At 74.5% G+C, this 25,590-nt stretch carries 22 protein-coding genes; 8 read left to right on the top strand and 14 right to left on the bottom strand.

Translation table 11 applies throughout. From position 1 onward, the window contains the following. Nucleotides 1-45 precede the first annotated feature (45 nt). Both IE316_RS19080 and IE316_RS19075 read left to right on the top strand, forming a co-directional pair. A complete protein-coding gene (locus IE316_RS19080; protein WP_190205611.1) occupies nt 46-1,356 on the top strand; it encodes an ATP-binding protein in 1,311 nt (436 codons plus the stop codon). Continuing rightward, nucleotides 1,353-2,501 carry a tetratricopeptide repeat protein gene (locus tag IE316_RS19075; protein WP_229910463.1) on the top strand — a complete coding sequence of 383 codons (1,149 nt, stop codon included), beginning with the start codon at nt 1,353-1,355 and terminating at the stop codon, nt 2,499-2,501. The genes IE316_RS19080 and IE316_RS19075 overlap by 4 nt, the downstream gene beginning before the upstream one ends. A gap of 63 nt (nt 2,502-2,564) precedes the next feature. On the opposite strand, the gene IE316_RS19070 is transcribed toward IE316_RS19075, so the two are convergent. Next, nucleotides 2,565-2,963, bottom strand: coding sequence for a RidA family protein (locus IE316_RS19070; protein WP_190205609.1), 399 nt, complete (start codon nt 2,961-2,963; stop codon nt 2,565-2,567). Beyond that, complete coding sequence (locus tag IE316_RS19065) at nt 2,960-4,090, bottom strand: acyl-CoA dehydrogenase family protein (protein ID WP_190205608.1); 1,131 nt, start codon at nt 4,088-4,090, stop codon at nt 2,960-2,962. The genes IE316_RS19070 and IE316_RS19065 overlap by 4 nt, the downstream gene beginning before the upstream one ends. 154 nt (nt 4,091-4,244) lie before the next feature. Here IE316_RS19065 and IE316_RS19060 point away from each other — a divergent pair, with 154 nt between their 5' ends. The 5 genes from IE316_RS19060 (at nt 4,245) to IE316_RS19040 (ending at nt 9,590) form a co-directional block, all read left to right on the top strand. Beyond that, a complete protein-coding gene (locus IE316_RS19060; RefSeq protein WP_190205607.1) occupies nt 4,245-5,855 on the top strand; it encodes an AMP-binding protein in 1,611 nt (536 codons plus the stop codon). A 15-nt stretch (nt 5,856-5,870) separates the two neighbouring features. Further along, nucleotides 5,871-6,689, top strand: a complete 819-nt coding sequence (locus tag IE316_RS19055) for a PaaX family transcriptional regulator (RefSeq protein ID WP_190205606.1) — start codon at nt 5,871-5,873, stop codon at nt 6,687-6,689. A gap of 242 nt (nt 6,690-6,931) precedes the next feature. After that, a complete protein-coding gene (gene cysC, locus IE316_RS19050) occupies nt 6,932-7,483 on the top strand; it encodes an adenylyl-sulfate kinase (RefSeq protein ID WP_190205605.1) in 552 nt (183 codons plus the stop codon). Then, complete coding sequence (gene cysD / locus IE316_RS19045) at nt 7,480-8,382, top strand: sulfate adenylyltransferase subunit CysD (protein WP_190205604.1); 903 nt, start codon at nt 7,480-7,482, stop codon at nt 8,380-8,382. The genes cysC and cysD overlap by 4 nt, the downstream gene beginning before the upstream one ends. Before the next feature lie 2 nt (nt 8,383-8,384). After that, nucleotides 8,385-9,590, top strand: a complete 1,206-nt coding sequence (locus IE316_RS19040; protein WP_190205603.1) for a sulfate adenylyltransferase subunit 1 — start codon at nt 8,385-8,387, stop codon at nt 9,588-9,590. On the opposite strand, the gene IE316_RS19035 is transcribed toward IE316_RS19040, so the two are convergent. Both IE316_RS19035 and IE316_RS19030 read right to left on the bottom strand, forming a co-directional pair. Continuing rightward, on the bottom strand, nt 9,574-11,865 hold the full coding sequence (locus IE316_RS19035) for a bifunctional salicylyl-CoA 5-hydroxylase/oxidoreductase (RefSeq protein WP_229910462.1): 2,292 nt from the start codon (nt 11,863-11,865) through the stop codon (nt 9,574-9,576). The genes IE316_RS19040 and IE316_RS19035 overlap by 17 nt on opposite strands. 35 nt (nt 11,866-11,900) lie before the next feature. After that, nucleotides 11,901-12,728, bottom strand: a complete 828-nt coding sequence (locus tag IE316_RS19030) for an enoyl-CoA hydratase family protein (RefSeq protein ID WP_190205601.1) — start codon at nt 12,726-12,728, stop codon at nt 11,901-11,903. Between the two features lie 220 nt (nt 12,729-12,948). On the opposite strand from IE316_RS19030, the gene IE316_RS19025 reads away from it, so the two are divergent. Continuing rightward, complete coding sequence (locus IE316_RS19025) at nt 12,949-13,386, top strand: ATP-binding protein (protein ID WP_190205600.1); 438 nt, start codon at nt 12,949-12,951, stop codon at nt 13,384-13,386. Here the strand turns inward: IE316_RS19025 and IE316_RS19020 are convergent. From IE316_RS19020 to IE316_RS18975, 10 genes are all read right to left on the bottom strand, one after another. Beyond that, on the bottom strand, nt 13,346-14,782 hold the full coding sequence (locus tag IE316_RS19020) for an amino acid permease (RefSeq protein ID WP_190205599.1): 1,437 nt from the start codon (nt 14,780-14,782) through the stop codon (nt 13,346-13,348). The genes IE316_RS19025 and IE316_RS19020 overlap by 41 nt on opposite strands. A gap of 139 nt (nt 14,783-14,921) precedes the next feature. Further along, nucleotides 14,922-15,929, bottom strand: a complete 1,008-nt coding sequence (gene argF, locus IE316_RS19015) for an ornithine carbamoyltransferase (RefSeq protein WP_190205598.1) — start codon at nt 15,927-15,929, stop codon at nt 14,922-14,924. Between the two features lie 64 nt (nt 15,930-15,993). Beyond that, nucleotides 15,994-17,226, bottom strand: a complete 1,233-nt coding sequence (locus tag IE316_RS19010) for an arginine deiminase (RefSeq protein WP_190205597.1) — start codon at nt 17,224-17,226, stop codon at nt 15,994-15,996. 159 nt (nt 17,227-17,385) lie between these two features. After that, on the bottom strand, nt 17,386-19,944 hold the full coding sequence (locus tag IE316_RS19005) for a polynucleotide kinase-phosphatase (protein ID WP_190205596.1): 2,559 nt from the start codon (nt 19,942-19,944) through the stop codon (nt 17,386-17,388). Then, entirely contained in the window at nt 19,941-21,557 is a 1,617-nt protein-coding gene (locus IE316_RS19000; protein ID WP_190205595.1) for a 3' terminal RNA ribose 2'-O-methyltransferase Hen1, read from the bottom strand. Before IE316_RS19000 ends, IE316_RS19005 begins: the two co-directional genes overlap by 4 nt. Before the next feature lie 174 nt (nt 21,558-21,731). After that, on the bottom strand, nt 21,732-22,658 hold the full coding sequence (locus IE316_RS18995; protein WP_190205594.1) for an LLM class F420-dependent oxidoreductase: 927 nt from the start codon (nt 22,656-22,658) through the stop codon (nt 21,732-21,734). A gap of 171 nt (nt 22,659-22,829) precedes the next feature. Next, nucleotides 22,830-23,312, bottom strand: coding sequence for a DUF6099 family protein (locus IE316_RS18990; protein ID WP_190205593.1), 483 nt, complete (start codon nt 23,310-23,312; stop codon nt 22,830-22,832). 157 nt (nt 23,313-23,469) lie between these two features. Then, nucleotides 23,470-23,823, bottom strand: coding sequence for a nucleotide pyrophosphohydrolase (locus IE316_RS18985; protein ID WP_190205592.1), 354 nt, complete (start codon nt 23,821-23,823; stop codon nt 23,470-23,472). After that, nucleotides 23,820-24,995 (bottom strand): ATP-binding protein, encoded by a 1,176-nt coding sequence (locus tag IE316_RS18980; RefSeq protein ID WP_190205591.1) that lies wholly within the window; start codon nt 24,993-24,995, stop codon nt 23,820-23,822. The genes IE316_RS18985 and IE316_RS18980 overlap by 4 nt, the downstream gene beginning before the upstream one ends. A 177-nt stretch (nt 24,996-25,172) precedes the next feature. Next, nucleotides 25,173-25,568 (bottom strand): cell division protein SepF, encoded by a 396-nt coding sequence (locus tag IE316_RS18975; RefSeq protein WP_190205590.1) that lies wholly within the window; start codon nt 25,566-25,568, stop codon nt 25,173-25,175. Between the last annotated feature and the right edge of the window lie 22 nt (nt 25,569-25,590).

Below are 25,590 nucleotides of genomic sequence, written 5' to 3'. Positions count from 1 at the left end.
GGGCTCCTGTGCCCCGGGGGACGACCGGTTCGTAGAGTGGCCGCCATGTCGGCCGACTCGCCCTTGATCCAGAGCCTGCGGACGGCGGTCGCCGCCGCGCCGCAGGACGTTCCGCTACGACTCCACCTCGCCAAACTGCTGCTGGCGGCGGGGGCCGCGGAGGCCGCCGTCACCGAGGTGGCGGTCGCCCTCCAGCACGCGCCCGGGGACACGAAGGCGCGGGAGCTGATGGCGCGGGCGATGGGGGTACCGGCGGCGGCGCCGCAGCCCCCGGTGGCCACTCCACCCGCCCCGCAGTCCCCGGCGGATCAATCCGCCGACCGGCGGCCCGGGTTCGACTGGAAGGCCGCCGAGGAGGAGATCGGGGACGCGGTGACGCCCCGGTTCGTGACGGCACCGCAGACCGCACCGCAGACCGCGCCGGACACCGCACCGGAGCCGCTCGCCGCGGACGACGGCTCGGGGCCCGGAGCCTGGGACGTGGAGGACCCCGGGGCCGTACGCCTCGCGGACGTCGGCGGCATGACGGAGGTGAAGGACCGGCTGGAGGCCGCGTTCCTCGCCCCGCTGCGCAACCCGGAGCTGCGCCGCCTCTACGGCAAGAGCCTGCGCGGCGGGCTCCTGCTGTACGGCCCCCCGGGCTGCGGCAAGACCTTCGTGGCACGGGCGGTCGCCGGGGAACTCGGCGCGCACTTTCTGTCGGTGTCCGTCAACGACGTGCTCGACATGTGGGTCGGCAACTCCGAGCGCAACATGCACGAGGTCTTCGAGACGGCCCGGCGCCGGTCTCCTTGCGTGGTCTTCCTCGACGAGCTGGACGCGCTGGGCGGCAAGCGCTCGCGCACCCGGTCCGGCGGGATGCGCACCACGGTGAACCAGCTCCTGACCGAACTGGACGGCGTGGACGCCACCGCCAACGAGGGCGTCTTCGTGCTCGCCGCCACCAACGCGCCCTGGGACGTCGACCTCGCCCTGCGCCGCCCGGGCCGCTTCGACCGCACCCTGCTCGTGCTGCCGCCCGACGCCCCGGCCCGGGAGGCGATCCTCCGCTACCACCTGCGGGACCGCCCCATCGAACGGGTCGACCTGGGCAGACTGGTGAAGCTGACCGACGGCTTCTCCGGCGCCGACCTCGCCCATGTGTGCGAGAGCGCCGCCGAGACCGCGCTGCTCGACTCGGCCCGCACCGGCACCGTCCGCATGATCGGGATGCCCGATCTGCTCGGCGCCGCCCGGCAGATCACGCCCTCCACCGAACCGTGGTTCGCCTCGGCCCGCAATGTGGCGATGTACGCCAACGAAGGCGGCCAGTACGACGACCTCGTCACCTACCTCAAGAGGAAGCGCAAGCTGTGAGCACGGACCAGGCGATGGAGCGTGCCGAGGCGCTGCTGTCCCTCGAACGGTACGACGAGGCCCGGACGCTGCTCGCGCGGCGCGTGGCCGCCGCGCCCGAGGACGCGGCGGCGTGGACCGAACTCGCCCGCTGCCACGCCAAGCTGGGCGCTCCCCAGGAGGCCCTGACGGCGACCGGGGAGGCGCTGCGGCTGGAGCCGGAGAACGTCAACGCGCTGCTGCTGCGCGCCCAGGCACTGGTCGGCAGCGGCGCGGGCGTCGACGCGGCGGTGGACACGCTCCGCGAGGCGGTCCGCATCCGGCCGCAGTTCTGGGGCTGCTGGTCGATGCTGGCCGACTACGCGCTGCGGCAGGCCATCCTGCGCCGGGCCAAGGAGACCGGCGGCCGGGAACTCACCCACGAGGACGTCGCCGCCGTGGCCGAGGGCGCGATCGCCATGGCGGAGCAGGCGATACGCCTCGCGCCCGAGGAGGTGCGCCCGTACGAGGTGCGCCGGTTCATCGCCGGGCTGACCGGCGACGACGCGACGATCGACGCGATGGACCAGGCCATCCTGCGGCTCGACCCCACGCACAGCGAGGCGCTGAGCAGCCGCACCCGGCGGGCCGCGAACACCCCGGGGGTACGGGCCTCCCGGGCCGCCGACCTGATCGCCGAGGCCCTGGGCGCCGCCCCCGATTCGTCGTCGATGCGGAAGGAACTGGACGCGGCCACGTACCGGTTGCTGCGCGGCACCCGCTGGCTGGCGCTGCTCTGCGTGGTGTTCGCCGCGCTGTCCCTCGGTGTCGGGCCGGGCGACGACGGCACGCCCCGGGACCTGCCGCTCTCCCTGGCCCAGCGGCTGTGGGACGTGCTGCTGATGGCCGCGGTGTGGGTGCTGGGCGCGCTGGTGCGCTACCGCAAGCGGCGCAAGGGCGTTCGGCTGAACGTGCGGTCGCTGCTGCGCCGCGACGGGTGGGCGCGGCTGGCCGCCGGGCAGGCGGCGGCGGTGACGGTGTGCGCGCTGGTCCTGGTGCTGGTCCCGTGGACCGCGCGGGAGGTGCCGCGGACGGTGTTCTGGGTGGCCCTGCTGAGCACGCTGCTGACGATGTACGTCGACCGGCCGCGCGTCCGGGAGGCGTTCCGCACCGGCCGCCGCCGCTGAACCGGGCCGCCGCCCGGACCATGACCGGCCCGGACCCCGCCGTAATCGGGGTGGACCCGCGCGTCACGGCAACACCGCGATGCCGTCCAGTTCCACCAGGGCCGTCTCGTCCCACAGGCGGGTGACCTGGACGACCGCCATCGCCGGGTAGTCCCGGCCCGCCGCGCGCCGCCAGATCCGGCCGAGTTCGCCCGCGTGGGCGCGGTAGGCGGCCACATCGGTGGCGTAGACGGTGACGCGGGCCAGGTCGGCGGGGGTGCCGCCGGCCGCGCGCAGGGCCGTCAGCAGGTTGGCGAGGGCCCGTTCGAACTGGGCGGGGAGCGTGCCGCCGACGACCTCGCCGGCCGGGTCGAGGGCGGTCTGCCCGGCCAGGAAGACCACGCGGGTGCCGGTGGCGACGACGGCGTGGGAGAAGCCGGCGGGCGGGGCGAGGGCGGCGGGGTTCAGGCGCTCGGCGCTCACGCCCGCTCCCCCGCGCGGGCGTAGGACTCCCGGGCGATGATGCCGCGTTGCACCTCGCTGGCGCCTTCGTAGACGCGTGGCGCGCGGACCTCACGGTAGAGGTGTTCCAGGAGGTGGCCGCGGCGCAGCGCGCGGGCGCCGTGCAACTGCACGGCCGCGTCGACGACCTCCTGCGCGGTCTCGGTGGCCAGCAGCTTCGCCATCGCCGCGCGCCGGCGCAGGTCCGGGTCGCCGGCGTCGTACGCGGTCGCCGCCGCGTACACCATCAGGCGGGCCGCCTCCGTGCGCACGGCCATCTCCGCCACCCGGTGCGAGACGGCCTGGAGGTCGCGCAGCTTGCCGCCGAAGGCGTCCCGGGCGGCGGTGTGGGCGAGGGTGGCGTCCAGCGCGGCCTGGGCCATGCCGACGGCGAAGGCGCCGACGCTGGGCCGGAACCGGTCGAGGGTGCCCATCGCGACGCGGAACCCGTGGCCGGGGCTGCCGAGCACGTCGTCGGCGGTGACCGGCACGGCGTCGAAGGCGAGGGTGCCGATCGGGTGCGGCGAGAGCATCTCCAGGTGGCTGCCGGTGAGGCCGGGGCGGTCGGCGGGGACCAGGAACGCGGTGACGCCGCGGGCCCCGGCGCCGGGGGTGGTCCGGGCGAAGACGGTGTAGAGGTCGGCCTCGGGGGCGTTGGAGATCCAGCACTTGTCGCCGGTGAGCCGCCAGCGGCCGGGACCGTCGGGGCGGGCGGCCAGCGCCAGGGCCGCCGCGTCGGACCCGGCGTCCGGCTCGGTCAGCGCGAACGCCGCCACCGCGCTGCCCTCGGCGACCCGGGGCAGCCACCGCTCGCGCTGGGCGGCGGTGCCGTGGGCGTGCACCGGATGCGCGCCCAGGCCCTGCAGGGCGAGGGCGGTCTCGGCCTCCGTACAGGCGTACGCGAGGGACTCCCGCAGCAGGCACAGGTCGAGGGCGCCGGAGCCGAACAGGCGGGCCAGCAGGCCGAGATCGCCGAGCGCGGCGACGAGGGGGCGGTTGACCCGGCCGGGGGCGCCCCGCTCGGCGAGGGGGCGCAGGCGGCGCGCGGCGAGCGTGCGCAACTCGGCGCACCAGGCGGACTGTTCGGGCTGGAGCGCGAACGCGGTCATCGGCACCGGTCCCCTCGTCTCGCCTGTCCCGGCGTGCACGGCTCCCCCGAGACTATCGCGGACCGTTGACTGCCGTCACCAAGGCGCTACGCTCCACGGACGAGCCACCGCGCAGCGAACGTGACGAGCCCACCGCGTCGAGGGGGCGCCGCTGATGACCTCCCGGGGCACCGCCCACGTCGACACCTTCGCCCGCGATCACCTGCCGCCGCCCGGCCAGTGGCCCCGGCTCCTGTTCGACCTGCCGGAGCTGCGCTACCCGGAGCGCCTGAACTGCGCCGCCGAGCTGCTGGCCGGCACCGGCCCCGGCCGCCCGGCCTTCCGGACCGCCGACGGCACCCGGTGGACGTACGGCGAGCTGCGCGCCCGGGTCGACCGGCTCGCCCACCTGCTCACCCGCGACCTCGGCGTGGTCCCCGGCAACCGGGTGCTGCTGCGCGGGCCCACCACCCCGTGGCTGGCGGCCTGCTGGCTGGCGGTGCTGAAGGCCGGGGCGGTCGCGGTGACCGTGCTGGCGCAGCAGCGGCCGCACGAGCTGAGCACGGTCTGCCGGATCGCCCGGGTCCGGCACGCCCTGTGCGACGCGCGGTACGTGGCCGACCTCGCCGCGGCCGGGGTGCCGGGGCTGCGGATCGTGCCGTACGGCGGTGGCGGCCCCGGCGACCTGCTGAACCGGCCGGCGCCGGGCACGCCGTACCGGGCCGTGGACACGGCGGCCGACGACGTGGCGCTGATCGCGTTCACCTCGGGCACCACCGGCCGGCCCAAGGGGTGTCTGCACTTCCACCGGGACGTGCTGGCGATCGCCGACACCTTCTCGCGGCACGTGCTGCGCCCGCGCGCGGACGACCTGTTCGCGGGCAGCCCGCCGCTGGGGTTCACCTTCGGGCTGGGCGGCCTGGTGGTCTTCCCGCTGCGGGCCGGGGCGTGCGCGCTGCTGCTGGAGCGGGCCACGCCCCGGGAGCTGCTGCCGGCGATCGCCCGGCACCGGGTGTCGGTGCTGTTCACCGCGCCGACCGCGTACCGCGCGATGCTCGGCGAGGTCGCCGGGTACGACGTGTCGTCGCTGCGGCGCTGCGTCTCGGCCGGCGAGAACCTGCCCGCGGCCACCTGGCACGCCTGGCACACCCGGACCGGGCTGCGCATCATCAACGGCATCGGCGCCACCGAGCTGCTGCACATCTTCCTCTCCGCCGCCGACGAGCGGATCCGGCCCGGTACCACGGGCGTGCCGGTGCCGGGCTGGCAGGCGCGGGTGCAGGACGCGGACGGCGTGCCGGTGCCGGACGGGACGCCCGGACTGCTCGCGGTGCGCGGACCGGTCGGGTGCCGCTACCTCGCCGACCCCCGGCAGCGGGAGTACGTGCGCGACGGCTGGAACATCACCGGGGACACCTATGTCCGCGAGCCCGACGGGTACTTCCGGTACGTGGCCCGCGCCGACGACATGATCGTCTCGGCCGGGTACAACATCGCCGGACCGGAAGTGGAGGACGCGTTGCTGCGGCACCCGGACGTGGTCGAGGCGGCGGTGGTGGGCCGCCCGGACGAGGAGCGGGGGCAGGTGGTGGTGGCGTACGCCGTGCTGCGGGCGGGCGCCGAGCGGGACCCGGAGGCGCTGCGGGCGTTCGTCAGGCGGGAGTTGGCGCCGTACAAGTGTCCACGGGAGGTCGTCTTCCGGGACGCCCTGCCGCGCACGGCCACCGGCAAGCTCCAGCGGTTCAGGCTGTCGGCCGCCGCCCGGACCGAGGGCGACCGGCAGTGATGCCGACGACCTAAGATGATCAACGTGTCCGACCAGCATGCTCCACGGTCCCTGATCGTCACGCTCTACGGCGCGTACGGCCGCTTCGCGCCGGGCCCGGTGCCCGTCGCGGAGCTGATCCGGCTGCTGGCCGCGGTGGGCGTGGACGCGCCCTCCGTCCGTTCCTCGGTGTCCCGGCTGAAGCGGCGCGGCCTGCTGCTGCCGGCCCGCACCGCCGAGGGCGCCGCCGGGTACGAACTGTCGGCGCGGGCCCGGCAGTTGCTGGAGGACGGCGACCGGCGGATCTACGCCACGGAGCCGCCCGCGGACGAGGGCTGGGTGCTCGCCGTGTTCTCGGTCCCGGAATCCGAGCGGCAGAAACGTCACATACTGCGGTCCCGTCTCGCCGCGCTGGGTTTCGGCACCGCCGCGCCGGGCGTCTGGATCGCCCCCGCCCGGCTCTACGAGGAGACCCGGCACACGCTCGGGCAGCTCGGACTCGACGGGTACGTGGACTTCTTCCGCGGCGAGCACCTCGGCTTCACCCCGACCGCGCGGGCGGTGGCCCGCTGGTGGGACCTGGCGGCGATCGCCAAGGAGCACCAGGCGTTCCTCGACCGGCACGCGCGCGTGCTGCGCGACTGGGAGGAGCGCGGGGACGCCGCCGCCGCGCCGGAGGACGCCTACCGGGACTACCTGCTGGCCCTGGACTCCTGGCGGCACCTGCCCTACGTCGACCCGGGGCTGCCCGCGCGCCTGCTGCCCGAGGACTGGCCGGGGACCCGTTCGGCGGCCGTCTTCCGGGCCCTGCACGAACGGCTGCGGGACGCGGGGGCCGCCTTCGCGGGGCTGTGAACGGGCTGTCCGCCGGGCGCGGTTGTGAACGCGGCTCGGTCACTTCTGTGAAAGGCGCCCGTACGGTCCCGCAGGGGGCCGCTGACCAGGCGCTGACCGGCAGTGCGCCGCCCCCGCGCGGCCGGGCACACCGGACATGCCCTTAGAAAACCCTCAGGTTCCTCTGTCCCTGCTCTCAAGTTTCTTACCTACTGTCCGAAGTGTCGTCCGCGGGGGGAAGTAGGGAGAAGAGGACTTTGCGCATGACCACCACGGCACGGCCGCGGGGAGCCACCGTCTGGCTCACCGGGCTGCCGAGCGCAGGCAAGACGACCATCGCCCGACTGCTCGACCACCGGCTGACGGCGCGGGGGCGCCGCGTGGAGGTCCTCGACGGCGACGAGATCCGCCGTTTCCTCTCGGCCGGTCTCGGTTTCAGCCGCGAGGACCGCCACACCAATGTGCAGCGCATCGGTCTGGTCTCCGAGGTGCTCGCCCGCAACGGCGTGCTCTCCGTCGTCCCCGTCATCGCCCCGTACGCCGACAGCCGCGAGGCGGTCCGCAAGCGGCACGAGGCGAGCGGGACACCGTACATCGAGGTGCACGTGGCCACGCCGGTCGAGGTGTGCAGCGAGCGGGACGTCAAGGGGCTGTACGCCCGGCAGGCCGAGGGCCGGCTGACCGGGCTGACGGGGGTCGACGACCCGTACGAGCCGCCGGTCGACCCGGCGCTGGTGCTGCCGACGCAGGACCAGACGCCGCAGGAGTCGGCCGACGCGGTGTTCGCGGTGCTGGCGGAGCGGGGGCTGGTGTGAGCCTCTTCGCCCTGTCGCACCTGGACGCGCTGGAGTCGGAGGCGGTGCACATCTTCCGCGAGGTGGCGGGCGAGTTCGAGAAGCCGGTGATCCTCTTCTCCGGCGGCAAGGACTCCATCGTCATGCTCCACCTCGCCCTCAAGGCGTTCACACCCGCGCCGGTGCCGTTCGCCCTGCTCCATGTGGACACCGGACACAACTTCCCCGAAGTCCTTGAGTACCGCGACCGTGTGGTGGCCGCCCACGGGCTGCGCCTCCATGTCGCCTCCGTCCAGGACTACATCGACCGCGGTGTGCTCAAGGAACGCCCCGACGGCACCCGCAACCCCCTCCAGACCCTCCCCCTGACCGAGAAGATCCAGAGCGAGCGGTTCGACGCCGTCTTCGGCGGCGGACGCCGCGACGAGGAGAAGGCCCGCGCGAAGGAACGTGTCTTCTCCCTGCGCGACGAGTTCTCCCAGTGGGACCCCCGCCGCCAGCGCCCCGAGCTGTGGAACCTCTACAACGGCCGCCACGCCCCCGGCGAACACGTCCGCGTCTTCCCCCTGTCCAACTGGACCGAACTCGACGTCTGGCAGTACATCGCCCGCGAGGACATCGCCCTGCCCGAGATCTACTTCGCCCACGAACGCGAGGTCTTCTCCCGCGCCGGCATGTGGCTCACCCCCGGCGCCTGGGGCGGCCCCAAGAACGGCGAGACGGTGCACAAGCGCCGGGTGCGCTACCGCACCGTCGGCGACATGTCCTGCACCGGCGCCGTCGACTCCGACGCCGACACCATCGACAAGGTCATCGCCGAGATCGCCGCCTCCCGCCTCACCGAACGCGGCGCCACCCGCGCCGACGACAAACTCTCCGAGGCCGCGATGGAAGACCGCAAACGGGAGGGGTACTTCTAGCCATGGCCACTGTGGACACCTTGCGGTTCGCGACCGCCGGTTCGGTGGACGACGGCAAGTCCACCCTCGTCGGACGGCTGCTGCACGACTCCAAGTCGGTGCTGGCCGACCAACTGGAGGCGGTGCGGCGGGCGTCCCGGGGCGAGGGACCGGATCTGGCGCTGCTCACCGACGGCCTGCGGGCCGAGCGGGAACAGGGCATCACCATCGACGTGGCCTACCGCTACTTCGCCACCCCTCGGCGCCGGTTCATCCTCGCCGACACCCCCGGGCACGTGCAGTACACCCGCAACATGGTCACCGGCGCCTCCACCGCCGAGCTGACCGTGGTGCTGGTCGACGCCCGCAACGGCGTGGTCGAGCAGACCCGCCGGCACGCCGCCATCGCCGCGCTGCTGCGCGTCCCGCACGTCGTCCTCGCCGTCAACAAGATGGACCTCGTCGGCTACCAGGAAGGGGTGTTCGAGGAGATCGCCGAGGAGTTCGCCAAGTACGCCATCGAGCTGGGCGTCCCGGAGGTCACCGCCGTCCCGGTCTCGGCGCTGGCCGGTGACAACGTCGTCGAGCCCTCCGCCCGCATGGACTGGTACGGCGGGCCCACCGTCCTGGAGCACCTGGAGACCGTGCCGGTCGCGGCCGGGCCGGCCGACGCGCCCGCCCGGTTCCCGGTGCAGTACGTGATCCGGCACGGCGAGCGGCGGTACTACGCCGGGCAGGTGGCCTCGGGGGTGTTGCGGGTGGGCGACCGGGTGACCGTGCACCCGTCCGGGGAGACCTCCGAGATCGCCGGCATCGACGTCCTCGGCACACCGGCCGGCGCGGCACACGCCTCCCAGTCGGTGAGCCTGCGTCTGACGGACCAGCGGGACATCGCGCGCGGCGACCTGATCACGGCGGGGGTGGACGCGCCGACGCTCACCCAGGACGTCCGCGCCGCCGTCTGCCATCTCGCCGACCGGCCGCTGGCGACCGGGGACCGGGTGCTGCTGCGGCACGGCACCCGCACGGTACGGGCGGTGGTCCGGGACCTCGGCGGCGCGGACCGCCTGGCCGTCAACGACCTCGGCCGGATCGTCCTGCGCACCGCCGAGCCGCTGCCGCTGGACGACTACGCGGTCTCCCGGCGCACCGGCGCGTTCCTGCTGATCGACCCGGCCGACGGGGCGACGCTCACCGCCGGCATGGTCGCGCTCACCGCCCCGGTGTGAACCGGGGCCGGGGCGCGTCGGCGCGGCCGGTAGGCGGCGGGCGGCTGCCCGCGCGGTACGGGTCGGGCCAGCGCACGCCCGGACCGTCGTAGCCCTGCTCGGCCGCCGCGTGCAGGGTCCAGTGCGGGTCGTACAGGTGCGGGCGGCCGAGCGCGCACAGGTCGGCGCGCCCGGCCAGGATCAGTGAGTTGACGTCGTCCCAGGAGGAGATCGCGCCGACCGCGATCACCGGCACCCGTGCCTGGTGCCGGACGCGGTCGGCGTACGGCGTCTGGTACGACCGTCCGTACCGGGGGCGTTCCGCGGCGACGACCTGACCGGTGGAGACGTCGACGGCGTCGGCGCCGTGCGCGGCGAAGGCGCGGGCGATCTCCACCGCGTCCTCGGCGCTGGTGCCGCCCTCGGCCCAGTCGGTGGCGGAGATCCGTACCGTCATGGGCCGTTCCCCGGGCCACACGCCCCGTACCGCGTCGAAGACCTCCAGCGGGAAGCGGAGCCGGTGGGCCAGGGTGCCGCCGTAGGCGTCGGTGCGCCGGTTGGTGAGCGGGGAGAGGAACCCGGACAGCAGGTAGCCGTGGGCGCAGTGCAGCTCCAGCAGGTCGAACCCGGCGCGGGCGGCCCGCCGGGCGGCGGCGGTGAACTGCTCGCGCACCTCGGTGAGCCGGGCCCCGGTCAGCTCGCGGGGGACCTGGCTGCGCGGGGTGTACGGCAGCGGGGAGGCGGCGACCAGCGGCCAGTTGCCGTCGGGCAGCGGTTCGTCCCTGCCCTCCCACATCCGGCGGGTCGAGCCCTTGCGTCCGCTGTGGCCGAGCTGGACGCCGATCGCGGTGCCCGGGGCCCGGTCGTGCACGAAGGCCACCACGCGTGCCCACGCCTCGGCCTGCCGGGCGGTGTAGAGGCCGGCGCAGCCCGGGGTGATCCGGCCCTCGGGGCTGACGCAGACCATCTCGGTCATCACCAGCGCGGCGCCGCCCAGGGCGCGGGCGCCGAGGTGGACGAGGTGGAAGTCGCCGGGGACGCCGTCGACGGCCGAGTACATGTCCATCGGGGAGACCACGACGCGGTTGCGCAGGGTGAGGCCGCGCAGGGAGAACGGGGTGAACATCGGCGGGGTGCCGGGCGGGCAGCCGAACTCCCGCTCGACGGAGGCGGTGAAGCGGGGGTCGCGCAGCCGCAGGCCGGCGTGGGTGACCCGGCGGCTGCGGGTGAGCAGGTCGAAGGCGAACCGGCGGGGCGGCTGGTCCAGCCGGAACGGCAGCTCCTCGAACCACTCCAGGCTGGCGTGGGCCGCGCGCTGGGTGGAGGCGACGACGGGGCGCCGCTCCTCCTCGTAGGCGGTCAGGGCCCGGGCGAGGGTGTCCTGTTCCGCGAGGGCGGCGGCCAGGGCGACGGCGTCCTCGACGGCGAGCTTGGTGCCGGAGCCGATGGAGAAGTGGGCGGTGTGGGCGGCGTCGCCGAGCAGGACGACGTTGCCGTGCGACCAGCGCTCGGTGACGAGCGTGCGGAACGTGGTCCAGGCGGAGTCGTTGGACCGCAGGGGCCGGCCCCGCAGCGCCTCCGCGAAGATCCGGGCGCAGCGGTCGACGGAGGCGGCGGTGTCCGGGGTGTCGAAGCCGGCCCGCCGCCAGACCTCCTCGCGCATCTCGACGATCACCGTGGAGGCGTCGGGGGCGTAGGGGTAGCCGTGCAGGTGCATCAGGCCGTGTTCGGTCTCGGCGAACTCGAAGCGGAAGGCGTCGAACGCGAAGTCGGTGGCCAGCCAGAGGTAGCGGCAGCGGTGCGCGGTGAGGTGCGGGCGGAAGGCGTGGGCGTAGGTGCGGCGGGTGGTGCTGTGGATGCCGTCGGCGGCCACGACCAGGTCGTACGCCGCGGAGAGACGGGGCGGGGGCGGGGCCTCGGTGGCGAAGCGCAGGCGCACGCCGAGGGAGCGGCAGCGGGCCTGGAGCAGGGCCAGCAGGCGGCGCCGCTCGACGGCCGCGAAGCCGTGGCCGGTGGTGGTGTGCCGGGTGCCCCGGTGGACGATGTGGATGTCGTTCCAGCGGACGAGGTGGGCGCGCAGGGCCGCGTGGACGGCGGGGTCGGCGTGTTCGATGCCGCCGAGGGTCTCGTCGGAGAGGACCACGCCGAAGCCGAAGGTGGTGTCCGGGGGGTTGCGTTCCCAGAGGGTGATGTCCCGGGTGGGGTCGAGGCGTTTGAGCAGGGCGGCGGTGTAGAGGCCGCCGGGGCCGCCGCCGGTGACGGCTATGCGGTGCGCGGTCGGGGGCGGGTCCGCCACGGCCGGTCGCGCGGCTTCGCGCGCCGCCGGGGAGGTCACCGTCCGGTCCACTTCGGGCGGCGCTTCGCGGTGAAGGCCGCGTGGAACTCCTTGTAGTCCTCGGTCGTCATCAGCAGGGACTGGGTGGCCGCGTCGAGTTCGACCGCGGCCGGCAGCGGCATGTCCAGTTCCGCCGTGAGCAGGGCCTTGGTTTGGGCCTGGGCGAGGGCGGGGCCCTCGGCGAGGCGGCGGGCCAGCTCCCGGGCGGTGTCGTCGGCGCGGCCCGGTGCGGTCAGGTGGGTGAGCAGGCCGATGCGTTCGGCCTCGGCGGCGGGGACCGGGTCGCCGAGCATCAGCAGGCGGGTGGCGTGGCCCAGGCCGACCACGCGGGGCAGCAGGTAGGCGGCGCCCATGTCGCCGCCGGAGAGGCCGACGCGGGTGAAGAGGAAGGCGAACCGGGTGGTGGGGTCGGCCACGCGGAAGTCGGCGGCCAGCGCGAGCACCGCGCCGGCCCCGGCGGCGACCCCGTGCAGGGCGGCGATCACGGGGAACGGGGCTTCCCGTACCGCGCGGACCACCTGGCCGGTCATCCGGTTGAAGTCGAGGAGCCCGGCGGCGTCCAGCGCCAGGGTCGCGCCGATGATCTCCTCCACGTCGCCGCCGGAGCAGAAGCCCCGGCCCTCGCCGGCCAGCACCAGGGCGCGCACCGCCCGCTCCCGGGACAGCTCGGCCAGCAGGTCGCGCAGGTCGGCGTAGGCGCCGAAGGTGAGCGCGTTGAGCTTCTCGGGGCGGGCGAGGGTGACGGTGGCGACGCCGTCGGCGCGCTCGACGCGGAGGTGGTGCCAGGCCGGGGTGCGGGCGGCGGAGCCGGTGAAGGGACTCATGGCGGGCGGCCTCCTCGGAGGGGCGGGCACGGCCTCGGAACCTCCGAAGCTATCACCGGTCCGTGACTGCCGTCACGAGTGCGAGACAGCAGCGGACCGGACGGGCCGGGCGCCGAAGGTCCCGGCCGGTGCCCGTCGAAGGACCCTGTCGGGCGGGGTCGTACCATTCATAAGGTTGAAAGCAGGACAGCACCGCCTGCTCCATGAACGGAAACCCCCCGTGCACGAACGTTCCTCCGCTCCCGCCTCCTGGCGCGTCGCGCTGCCGCACACCGCCGCGGCCGTGCCGGTGGCCCGTGCCCTGATCCGCACCGCGCTGACCGAGCTGGCGCACACGGCCGACTGCGACACCGCCGAGCTGCTCACCGCCGAGCTGGTGGCCAACGCCGTGGAGCACACCGCCGGCGACGCCCCGATCGAGCTGGTGGTGGAGCTGCTGCCGACCAGTTGCCAGGTCGAGGTGCACGATCCGGACCCGGCGCCGCCGGTGGAGCTGACCCGGCCGGTGCTCGCCGAGCCCGACCCGTGGCAGGAGGGCGGGCGCGGGCTGCTGCTGATCCGCGCCCTCAGCTCCAGTTGCGGCCACCGCGCCACCGGGTCGGGCAAGGCGGTCTGGTTCAGGCTCCCCGCGGTACCCGCTCAGCGGCGCCGGGTGTGACGTCGGCCGTGCGGGCCAGCCGCGAGTGGCGGCGGCCGTAGGCGGCGTACACCCCCAGGCCGGCGGCGAGGAACACGGCGAACTGGAGCCAGGTCGCGGCGCCCGTCTCGTACATCAGGTACAGGCAGCAGACCACGCCGAGGACCGGCAGGACCGGGTAGAGCGGGACGCGGAAGGTGCGGGCCAGGCCGGGTTCGCGGCGGCGCAGGGCGATCACCGCGATGTTGACGGCGGCCATGGTGGCCAGGGTGCCGATGGTGCAGAGGTTGACCACCGCGTCCAGTGAGGCGAAGGCGGCCGGGAGGGCGAAGACGACGCCCACGATCAGGGTGCCGGCCACCGGGGTGGCGGTGCGCGGGGAGACCTTCTCGAAGACGCGGGGGACGAGTCCGTCCCGGGACATCGACATCAGGATGCGGGTCTGGCCGTACATCACCGCCAGCACCACCGAGGCGATGGCGACCACCGCGCCGAAGGCGACCACCGCGCCGCCGGCGGAGGAGCCGGTGACCTCGTCGACCACGTAGGACAGGGCGGCGGGGCGGTCGCCGACGGCGTCGCCGCCGATGGCGCCGATGGCCGCGAGGGCGACCGCGCAGTACAGCAGGGTGACCAGGCCGATGCAGACCAGGATGGCCACGGGGACGTCCCGGCGCGGGTTCCTGGCCTCCTCACCGGCGGTGGTGATCGCGTCGAAGCCGATGTACGAGAAGAAGGCGGCGGTGGTGCCCGCGCCGATGCCGCCGAGGCCGGCCGGGGAGAACGGGGTGAGGTTGCCGTCCCGGAAGGCGGTGAGGCCGATGGCGACGAACGCGGCCAGCACCGCCAGCTTCAGCACCGCCATGGCGGCGGTGGCGCGGGCGCTCTCGCGCACCCCGCGCACCAGCAGCAGGCAGGCCAGGGCGATGACGATCACGGCGGGCAGGTTGACCGCTCCCCCGTCGCCGGGCCCGGCGGACAGGGCGTGCGGCAACCGGACGCCCAGCACGCTGTCCAGCAGTTCGTTGACGTACTGGCTCCAGCCGACGGCGACCGCGGAGACCGACACCCCGTACTCGAGCAGCAGGCACCAGCCGACCAGGAAGGCCGTGGTCTCGCCGAGCCCGGCGTAGGCGAAGGAGTACGAGGAGCCGGAGACCGGGATCGCGCCGCCCAGCTCGGCGAAGGCGAAGGCGGTGAAGACGCAGGTGACGGCCGCGAGGACGAAGGAGACGACGACGGCCGGGCCGGCCTCGGCGACCGAGTCGGACAGGCCGACGAAGATGCCGGTGCCGACGATGGCGCCGACCCCGAAGCACACGAGCTGGAACAGCCCCATGGTGCGCTTGAGGCCGTGGCCTTCGCGGTCGGCGCCGGACTCGGCGACCAGGAGGTGGGGGGACTTGACGCGGGGCATGCGGGTGGTGCTCGTTTCTGGTGGTGCGGGGCGCGACGGTGGTCGCGGCCGGTGGCGCCGGCACGGGGTGGTCCGGGCCGCCGGTCAGGACAGCGGGGCCGGTCGGTGGGGCGACCGGCGTGGTCGGGCGGGGGCCGGGTCAGGCCAGGGTGGCGACCAGCACGGCCTTGATGGTGTGCAGACGGTTCTCGGCCTCGTCGAAGACCACGGAGTGCTCCGACTCGAAGACCTCGTCCGTGACCTCCAGGGAGTCCAGGCCGTAGGCGTCGTGGATCTCCTGGCCGACCTTGGTGCCCAGGTCGTGGAAGGCGGGCAGGCAGTGCAGGAACTTCACCTCCGGGTTGCCGGTGGCGCGCAGCACGTCCATGGTGACCGCGTACGGGGCGAGGGCGGTGATCCGCTCGGCCCAGACCTCCTTGGGCTCGCCCATGGAGACCCAGACGTCGGTGGCCACGAAGTCGGCGCCGCGCACGCCCTCCGCCACGGTCTCGGTGAGGGTGATCCGGGCGCCGCTGGCCGCGGCCAGCTTCTGGGCGCGGTCGACCACGTCCTGGGCGGGCCAGTAGGACTTCGGGGCGACGATCCGCACGTCCATGCCGAGCAGGGCGCCGGTGACCAGGTAGGAGTTGCCCATGTTGAAGCGGGCGTCGCCGAGGTAGGCGAAGGCGGTCCCGGTCAGCGGCTTGGCGGTGTGCTCGGTCATGGTGAGCACGTCGGCGAGCATCTGGGTGGGGTGCCAGTCGTCGGTCAGGCCGTTGAAGACGGGCACGCCCGCGTGGGCGGCGAGTTCCTCGACCTTGGCCTGGCTGTCGCCCCGGTACTCGATGCCGTCGTACATCCGGCCGAGCACCCGGGCGGTGTCCTTCACCGACTCCTTGTGCCCGATCTGCGAGCCCGCCGGGTCCAGGTAGGTCGTCGAGGCGCCCTGGTCGGCGGCGGCGACCTCGAACGCGCAGCGGGTGCGGGTCGAGGTCTTCTCGAAGATCAGCGCGATGTTCTTCCCCCGCAGGTACGGCGTCTCGGACCCGGCCTTCTTGGCGGCCTTCAGCTCGGCGGCCAGCTCGACCAGGCCGCGGAACTCCTCCGCGGTGAAGTCCAGCTCCTTGAGGAAGTGGCGGCCGGCGAGGGCGGTCGGGACAGTCGCCATGGGGGCGCTCCAGGGATACGGCAACAGGGACTCTGGAATACTATACGATCCGCTGAATTCTTATTCAGAACCCCGGTACGGCGTCCCGCTCCACCGGGCAGCTCATGCAGCGCGGCCCGCCCCGGCCCCGGCCCAGTTCACTGCCCGGGATCTCGATCACCTCGATGCCCTGTTTGCGCAGGTGGGTGTTGGTGGTGGCGTTGCGTTCGTAGGCGATGACGACGCCCGGCTCGACGGCGAGCACATTGCAGCCGTCGTCCCACTGCTCCCGTTCGGCGGCGTGCACGTCCTGGGTGGCGGTCAGCACCCGGATCTCGCTCAGGCCGAGCGCGGCGGCGATCGCGCGGTGCATGTGCTCCGGCGGGTGGTCGGTGACCTTCAGCTCCTTGTCCCCGGCGCCCGGCTCGATGGTGTACGAGCGGAGCATGCCGAGCCCGGCGTACTGGGTGAAGGTGTCGCCGCCGACCATGGTCATCACGGTGTCCAGATGCATGAAGGCCCGGCGCTTCGGCATGTCCAGGGCGACGATGGTGGTCGCCGAGCCGGCCGCGAACAGCTTGTGGGCGAGCATCTCCACCGCCTGCGGGGTGGTGCGCTCGCTCATCCCGATCAGCACCGCCCCGTTGCCGATGACCAGGACGTCCCCGCCCTCGATGGTGGAGGGGTAGTCGGCCTGCCCCTCGGACCAGCGGGGGAAGCGCTCGTCCCGGAAGAGGGGGTGGTGGCGGTAGATCGCCTCGAAGTGGACGGTCTCGCGCTGCCGGGCGGGCCAGCGCATCGCGTTGATGGAGACGCCGTCGTAGATCCAGGCGGAGGTGTCCCGGGTGAACAGGTGGTTGGGCAGCGGGCCGAGCAGGAAGTCGTCCAGCTCCATGGCGTGGAACCGCACGGAGACCGGCTCGGGGTGCGCGTCCAGGTACTCCCGCTTGGTCATCCCGCCCACCAGCGCCTCGGCCAGCTCCCGGCCGGGCAGCGTCTCGAAGGCGGCCCGCAGGTGGTCGGTGGCCAGGACGCCGTACTCCTTCTCGTCGAAGACCCGGTCCAGGACCAGTTCCCGGGCCGCCGGGACGTCCAGGGTCTCGGCCAGCAGGTCGCCGAAGAGGTGCACCTCGACGCCCCGGTCGCGCAGCACGTCGGCGAACCCGTCGTGCTCGGCGCGCGCCCGGCGCACCCAGAGCACGTCGTCGAAGAGCAGGGCGTCCTTGTTGCTGGGGGTGAGGCGCTTCAGCTCCAGGTCCGGTCGGTGCAGGATGACGCGGCGGAGCCGCCCGGCCTCGGAGTCGACATGGAATCCCATGACTCCATCCTGACCGGGGAAACGCTTCTTCACGCGTCCCCGGTCCCGGGCGGCGGACGGCCCGGCGCGCGGCGCCCGGGGCGGGCCGGCGCCCGCCACCCGGGGCGGGCCCGGCTCACAGCCGGGGGTCGACCGGCTCACGACCGGGGGTCGACCGGCTCACAGCCGGGGGTCGACCGGCTCCGACTCCAGCGCCAGCACGCCGAAGACCGCCTCGTGCACCCGCCACAGCGGCTCGCCGTCCGCGAGCCGGTCCAGCGCCTCCAGGCCGAGGGCGTACTCGCGCAGCGCGAGCGACCGCTTGTGGTTCAGGAACCGCTTGCGCAGCCGGGCCAGGTTCTCCGGGCGGGTGTACTCGGGACCGTAGACGATCCGCAGGTACTCCCGGCCCCGGCACTTGACGCCCGGCTGCACCAGTCGCCCCTCGCCGTCCCGGACCAGCGCGCCGACGGGCTTGACGACCATGCCCTCGCCGCCGCGGCCGGTCATCTCCAGCCACCAGTCGACGCCGGCCCGCACCGACTCGGGGTCGGCGGTGTCGACGTACAGCCGGCGGGTGGTGCGCAGCAGACCGGTGCCGTCGTGCTCGACCAGGCGGTCGATCAGGGCGAGCTGCTCGTCGTGCGGCAGGGCGGCCAGGCTCCGGCCCTGGACGGCGAGGATCTGGAACGGGGCCAGCCGGACGCCGTCGAGGCCGTCGGTGGGCCAGCAGTAGCGCCGGTAGGCGGCGGTGAAGGCGGCGGCGTCGGCGGCCCGGCCGCGCTGGCGGGCGAGCAGGCCGGTGACGTCGACGCCCCGGGCGGCGGCGCCCTCCAGCGCGGCGAGCGCGCCGGGGAAGGCCGCGCCGGCGGCGGCGCCCACGGCGGCGTACTGGGCGCGCAGCAGCCCGGACGCCTTCAGCGACCAGGGCATCAGCTCCGCGTCGAGCAGCATCCAGTCGGTGTCCAGCCGCTCCCACAGGCCGGCCTCGCCGATCGCCGCGCGCAGCCGGCCGAGGACCGCCTCGGTGACGGAGGCGTCGTCGAAGAACGGGCGGCCGGTGCGGGTGTAGAGGGACCCGGTGGGGCCGTCCGCCCCGAAGCGGGCGGCGGCGGTCGCGGCGTCCCGGCAGACCAGGACGACGGCCCGGGAGCCCATGTGCTTCTCCTCGCACACCACCCGGGCGACCCCGGCCGCCGCGTACCCGGCGAACGCCTCCTCGGGGTGCTCCAGGTAGCCGTCCCGGTGCGAGGTGGCGGTCGGCGCCATGGTCGGCGGCAGGTACGGCAGCAGCCTGGGGTCGGTGGCGAAGCGGCTCATGACCTCCAGGGCCGCGGCCGCGTTCTCCTCCCGGACGGTGACGCGTCCGGCGTACCGGGTCTCCACCACGCGGCGGCCGTGCACGTCCGCCAGGGCCGGCGGCCGGCCTTCCCGCCCGCCGGGCGCCCCGGCGCGCAGCGGCTTCACCGGCTCGTACCAGACCCGCTCGGCGGGTACGTCGACGATCTCCCGCTCCGGCCAGCGCAGCGCGGTCAGCCTGCCGCCGAAGACGGCACCGGTGTCCAGGCAGATGGTGTTGTTCAGCCAGGTGGCCTCGGGGACCGGGGTGTGGCCGTACACCACGGCGGCGCGGCCCCGGTACTCCTCGGCCCACGGGTAGCGCACCGGCAGCCCGAACTCGTCGGTCTCCCCGGTGGTCTCGCCGTACAGGGCGTGGCTGCGGACCCGGCCGGAGGTGCGGCCGTGGTACTTCTCCGGCAGCCCGGCGTGGCAGACCACGAGCCGCCCGCCGTCGAGGACGTAGTGGCTGACCAGGCCGTCGATGAACTCCCGCACCTCGGCGCGGAACTCCTCGCTCTCGTCCGCCATCTGCGCGATGGTCTCGGCCAGCCCGTGGGTGTGCTGCACCTTGCGGCCGCGCAGGTGGCGGCCGTACTTGTTCTCGTGGTTGCCGGGCACGCACAGCGCGTTGCCCGACTTCACCATGGACATCACGCGGCGCAGCACACCGGGGCTGTCGGGTCCGCGGTCCACCAGGTCGCCGACGAAGACGGCGGTGCGGCCCTCGGGGTGGACGCCGTCGGTGTAGCCGAGCCGGGCGAGCAGGGTCTCCAGCTCGGAGGCGCAGCCGTGCACATCGCCGATGATGTCGAAGGGGCCGGTGAGGTGGGTGAGGTCGTTGTACCGCTTCTCGGTGACGACGGTGGCCCGCTCGATCTCCGCCACGCCGCGCAGCACGTGCACCTTGCGGAAGCCCTCGCGCTCCAGGTGGCGCAGGGAGCGGCGGAGTTCGCGGATGTGCCGGCCGATGACCCGGCGGGGCATGCCGGCGCGGTCGGCGCGGGCGGCGTTGCGCTCGGCGCAGACCTCCTCGGGCACGTCGAGGACGATGGCGACGGGCAGCACGTCGTGCCGTCTGGCCAGCGCGACGAGCTGGGCGCGGGCCTCGGACTGCACGCTGGTGGCGTCCACGACGGTGCGCCAGCCGGCCGCGAGGCGCTTGCCCGCGATGTAGTGCAGGACGTCGAAGGCGTCCCGGCTGGCGCTCTGGTCGTTCTCGTCGTCGGCGACCAGTCCGCGGCAGAAGTCGGAGGAGATCACCTCGGTCGGCTTGAAGTGCCGCCGGGCGAAGGTGGACTTGCCGGAGCCGGAGGCGCCGATCAGCACGACCAGGGAGAGGTCGGTGACGGGCAGGACGCGGGCCTCGGCGGCGGTGGTGACGGTGTCGGTGTCGGTCATGCGGCCTTCGCCTCCTTCTCGGTACGGGTGGTCCGCTCGGTACGGGAGTTCTGCTCGGTACGGGAGTTCTGCTCGGTCCGGGTGTTCTGCTCGGTACGGGTGGTGGCGGTGAACACGGCCATCTGGGTGGGCGGTCCCACCTCGGGGTCGTCGGGGCCGACGGGGCGGAACCCCACCTCGTAGCCGTGCCGTTCGGCGACCGCCGACGCCCAGCCGCGGAACTCCTCCCGGCTCCACTCGAACCGGTGGTCGCGGTGGCGGACATGGCCGGCCGGGAGGGTCTCCCAGCGCACGTTGTACTCGGCGTTCGGCGTGGTCACGATGACCGTGCGGGGGCGGGCCGCGTCGAACACCGCGTACTCCAGGGCGGGCAGCCGGGGCAGGTCGAGGTGCTCGATCACCTCGCTGAGCACGGCGGCGTCGTAGCCCTTGAGACGGGGATCGGTGTAGACGAGTGAGCCCTGGAAGAGGCGGACCCGGGCGGCCTGCCGCTCGCTCATGCGGTCCAGGCCCAGCCGCCGGGAGGCGATGGTGAGGGCCCGCACCGACACGTCGACGCCGGCGATCTCGGTGAACCGGGGCTCCTTGAGCAGCTCGCGCACCAGGTGGCCCTCGCCGCAGCCGAGGTCGAGGACGCGGGCGGCGGCGGACTCGCGGAGCACGCCGAGTATCGCCTCCCGGCGCCGCACGGCGAGCGGGACGGGCCGCTCCTCGGCGCCGGGCTCTCCGGTCCCGGGCCCCTCGGCGCCGGGCCCCTCGGCCGCGGACCCCGGGGTCTCGGGCCCCTCGGTCTCGGGCTCCTCCGCCACCGCGTTGTCGATCTCCTCGACCGCGCTGTCGTCGGTCTCGGCCAGCCGGATCAGCTCCAGGCGCTCCAGCGCCGCGCGGGTCAGCGCCCAGCGGCGGGAGAGATAGCGGCTGGTGATCAGCTTCTGCTCGGGGTGGCCGGGCAGCCAGCCCTCGCCCGCCCGCAGCAGCTTGTCCACCTCGTCCGCGTCGACCCAGTAGTGCTTGGCGTCGTCCAGCACCGGCAGCAGGACGTACAGGTGGCGCAGGGCCTCGGCGAGGGTGAGCGCCCCGGACTCCAGGGTGAGCCGCACATACCGGGAGTCGCCCCACTCGGGGAACCCGGTGTCCAGCGGCACCGGTTCGGCGGTGACCGCCCAGCCCAGCGGCTCGAACAGGCGGTGGACCAGGCCGGGGCCGCCGCGGGCGGGCAGCGCGGGCACCTCGATCCGCAGCGGCAGCGGCGCGGCGGCGCGCTCGGGTCGGGCCTTGCACACGCCGCGCAGGGCGCTGGAGAAGACGCTGCCGAGCGCGACGGCGAGCAGCGAGGAGGCCGCGTACGGGCGGTCGTTGACGTACTGCGCGAGGGCCGCGTCGGGGGCGCCGCCCCGGCCCTTGCCCTTGCCGCGCCGGACCAGCGCCACCGCGTCCACCTCCAGCAGCAGCGCCGCCGTGCAGCGCTGCTCCTCCGCCTCGGGGTAGAGCACGTGGGCCGTGCCGAAGGAGGTGGAGAACGCCTGCGCCCGGTCCGGATGCTTGTGCAGCAGGTAGCCGAGGTCGGTGGCGGGGCGGGCGGGCGTGCCGGTGGTGGTGATGGTCAGGAACATGCGGAGGGCCTCTCCGGCTCGGACACGGACATGGGGTGCCGTCGTACGCGAAAGCCCCCAGGAGGGCATGATCCTGGGGGCTCGGCAGGACGACGGTCATACCCTCGCACAAGGGTGCGGACCGGCGCCTTCGTTTATCGGCGTCTTCTTTCGGCGCCTTTTCCTCTCCTCGCGTTATCGCGGGAGCTGGGCCTGGACCTGGGAGGAGATCAGTTCCAGGTGGTCCAGGTCGTGCAGGTCGAGGACCTGGAGGTAGATCCGCTGGGAGCCGGCCTCGGCGTAGCGGCCGATCTTGTCGACCACCTCGGCCGGGGAGCCCGCCAGGCCGTTGGCCTTCAGCTCGTCGACCTCGCGGCCGATGACGGCGGCGCGGCGGGCGACCTCGGCGTCGTCCCGGCCGACGCAGACGACCAGGGCGTTGGAGTAGACCAGGGCGTCGGCGCCGCGGCCGGCCTCCTCGGCGGCGGCCCGGACCCGGCCGAACTGCCGCTCGGTGTCCTCGATGGAGGCGAAGGGGATGTTGAACTCGTCCGCGTACTGGGCGGCCAGCCGGGGGGTGCGGGTGGCGCCGTGGCCGCCGATCAGGACGGGGACCTTGGCCTGCGCGGGCTTGGGCAGCGCGGGCGAGTCGGTGAGGTCGTAGAACGTGCCGTGGAAGTCGAAGGTCTTGCCCCGTTCCGTCGCCCACAGGCCGGTGACGATCGCGAGCTGCTCCTCCAGCCGCGCGAACTTCTCCTTCGGGAACGGGATGCCGTACGCCTTGTGCTCCTCCTCGAACCAGCCGGCGCCGAGGCCCAGTTCGACGCGGCCGCCGGACATCTGGTCGACCTGCGCGACCTGGATGGCGAGCACGCCGGGGAGCCGGAAGGTGCCGGCGGTCATCAGGGTGCCCAGGCGGATGCGCTTGGTCTCGCGGGCGAGGCCGGCCAGGGTGATCCAGGCGTCGGTGGGGCCGGGCAGGCCGTCCACGTTGCCCATGCGGAGGTAGTGGTCACTGCGGAAGAAGGCGTCGAAGCCCAGGTCCTCGGTGGCCTTGGCGACGGTGAGCAGGGTGTCGTAGGTGGCGCCCTGCTGGGGCTCGGTGAAGATGCGAAGATCCATGCCTCCATCCTGCACGCTCGGACGGACCCCGCGGCTCACCGGCCCGGGGCCGGCGCCCACGCGTCCGCCGCGCGCCGCGAGGGCGGGGCGCGGCGGGGCGCCGCCGGGCGCCGCGAGGGCGGGGCACGGCGGGGCGTCCACCGGGCGCCGCGAGGGGAGGGCGCGGCGCGGCTAGCCCGCCTCGCATTCCGGTACCGGACCGGTCATCGCCTTGTCGCGGTCGGCGAGTCTGCGGAGCATCTCCAGGACGCGGTCGCGGGACTCGTCGGCGGCGTCGATGGCCTCCATGCACTGCCAGTACGTGCCCTCGTCGGCCGCGGCGCTGGCGAGGGCGACGAGGGCCATGCCGGTCTCGGCGAGCAGGGCGGCCAGCCGCATCAGCGCCTGGCGGGCGTCGCCCAGTTCGGTGAGCTGGGCGGCGCGCAGCTCACCGGGGGCCAGGTCCGGCCGGCTCAGCACCCCGCAGCCGCGGCCCGCCAGCTCGGTGAGGCCGAGCGCCTCGCCGCGCAGCTCCGGCGGGCCGGTGACGGCGAGACGGCTGCCTATGGCCTGAGCCAGGGCCTGTGCCTGCCACACCTCCGTCAGGATCTGCCGGACGTCGCCGCCGGCGGTCAGGGCACGCCTGCTCGTCACGATGAGCCGCACCGCGTCCATGGGTTGTCCCCGTCTGTCCGACGCGCTCGTCACGCGTCCGCCCGAACTCCGCTGTTCACTACCCAGAGTGAAGGCGTTGAGGGTGAAAAGCTAGAGGAAGACCGAAATCTGTGGACAACAATTCGATTGTTGGCGGGTTTTCGACTGCGGAGAGTAATTACGGAGCAGGTGGTTCCGAGCCGGGGCCGGCCGGGCGCGGGAACCGCCGTTCGTTGCGGTCGATCTTCGCCGCCAGCGCCGCCAGCGGATCGACGCCGAGCACCGCGCAGAACTGGAGCAGATACGCGAGCACGTCGGCGACCTCGTCCCTGACCCGGTACGCGGTGTCCGGGTCGTCCATCACCCGGGCCGACTCCTCGGGCGTCAGCCACTGGAAGATCTCGACGAGTTCGGACGCCTCGACGCTCAGCGCGGTGACGAGGTTCTTCGGGGTGTGGTACGGCTGCCAGGCGCGGGCGGCGGCGAACTCGGCCAGCCGGTGCTGGAGGGCCGCGAGGTCGTGATCGGTCACGGCACCAGGTGTACCACCGTGACGCCCCGGGTCCCGGCCGCCCAGGAGGCGTCGGCGACCGCCCCGACGAGACGGACGTGCCCCAGGGCGCACATCCGGGCGGCCAGGCCGAGCAGTTCGGCCCGCTGCCCCGGGTCCAGACCCCGGTCGAACCCGTCGGCCAGCACGGTGAGCGTCCGCGGCGCCGCGGGGGCCTCGTCCGCCGGGCCGGCCACCAGCACACCGGGGCCGGTGACCAGCACCAGCGCGAAGGCCAGGTAGCGCAGTTCGCCGTAGCCCAGGCGGGCCAGACCGGTCCGTACGCCGTCGCCCCGGTCGAGGGCGGCGGCGAGCACCGCCCCGGCGCCGGGCTCGGTGACGACGTCCGCGACCTCGCCGGCGCAGCCCGCCCGGACCGCCGCGACCCACTGCGCGTGCCGCCGCGCGCAGTCCGCGCGGGTGCGCCGCAGCACGTCGGCGAGGTTGGCGCAGTTCTTGAGGAGCCGCCCGGAGCCGAGCGGGGCGGGGTCCCGCATCCGGGCGGGCAGGGGGTCGCAGGCGAAGACCGAGCGCAGGGCGACCACCATCTGCTCGGCGGCGGCGAGCACCCGGCGCTGCCCGTCGGTGGCGCCGGCCACCCGCAGCGGCAGCAGCGCGGTGCCGAGCCGGTCGTCCGGCAGCGGGGCGCGGATCACGGGCGCCGGTCCGCCGGTGTGCCAGGCGGCCTGGACGGTACGGCGCCGGGGGTCGCGCAGGGCGGTCTGCAGCAGGACGAGGCCGCCCGCGGACAGCCGCTCCCCGACCACGCGCAGCGCGGGCTCGGCCTGTACGGCGACGTCCAGGCGGACCGGGCCGACCGGACCGTCGGCCGTACAGCCGATGCGGAAGCCGCGCCGGTGCTGGGCGTCCGGGCGGGCCCGTTCGGGCACCTGGGCGGCCGGGTCGGGGAAGACCGCGGCGAGCCGGGCGCCGCCGCCGAGCCGGGCGAGGGCCTCGAAGGCGCGCAGCGCGCTGGTCTTGCCGCTGCCGCTGGGGCCGGTCAGCAGGGTGAGGGGGCCGAGCGGGAGCGCGGTGCCCCGGTGCCCGGCGAAGGCGGAGAGCCGCAGTTCGGTGACGTGCGGGCGGCGGTCCGGGTGCCCCGCGCCGTCACCGGCGGGCGGGACGGGGACGGCCGGGTCGGGGGGCACGGTCATGTGCCCGGACGCTAGGGCGCCGCTCCCCCGCCGAACCGTTCCACCCTCCACCGCACCCCACGATCGGGTGACAACCGGCGTACGGGGTTGCCGCGCCGGGGACGACCGCGGCCCGGCGTACGGCGTCACCACGCCGCGCCGCGGCACGGCCCGCCGCACCATGGCCCGCCCTGGCCGTCACACCGGCCCTCCCGGCCCTCCCGCCCCCTCCATCAGCCCCGTGACCTCCGTGTCCGCCGGGGTCAGCAGGAACACGTTGCGGTCGACCCGGTGCATGCCGCTGGCCAGGCCGAAGACCACGCCGGTGCTGAAGTCGAGGACGCGCTTGGCGACCTCGGTCTCCGCGCCGGTCAGGTCGAGCAGGACCGGGATGCCGGACATGAGCGTCTCGGCGACCTCGCGGGCGTCCGCGAACACATTGACCCGCAGCACGACGAAGCGGCGGCGCGTCTCGGTCTCCGCGTCGGGCAGCGACCGGTGCCCGACCGAGGACGGCCAGGCGTCGCGTCCGCGCAACGGAACGACCTGGGCGAGCCCCTCCCACTGTTCATCGGTGACGTCGTGGCTGTTCACCGGCTCCCCCCGCTCCGACTCG

It is taken from the genome of Streptomyces fumanus (assembly GCF_014655295.1).
Lineage (GTDB): Bacteria > Actinomycetota > Actinomycetes > Streptomycetales > Streptomycetaceae > Streptomyces > Streptomyces fumanus.
This window is presented reverse-complemented; position numbering and strand designations above follow the sequence as displayed.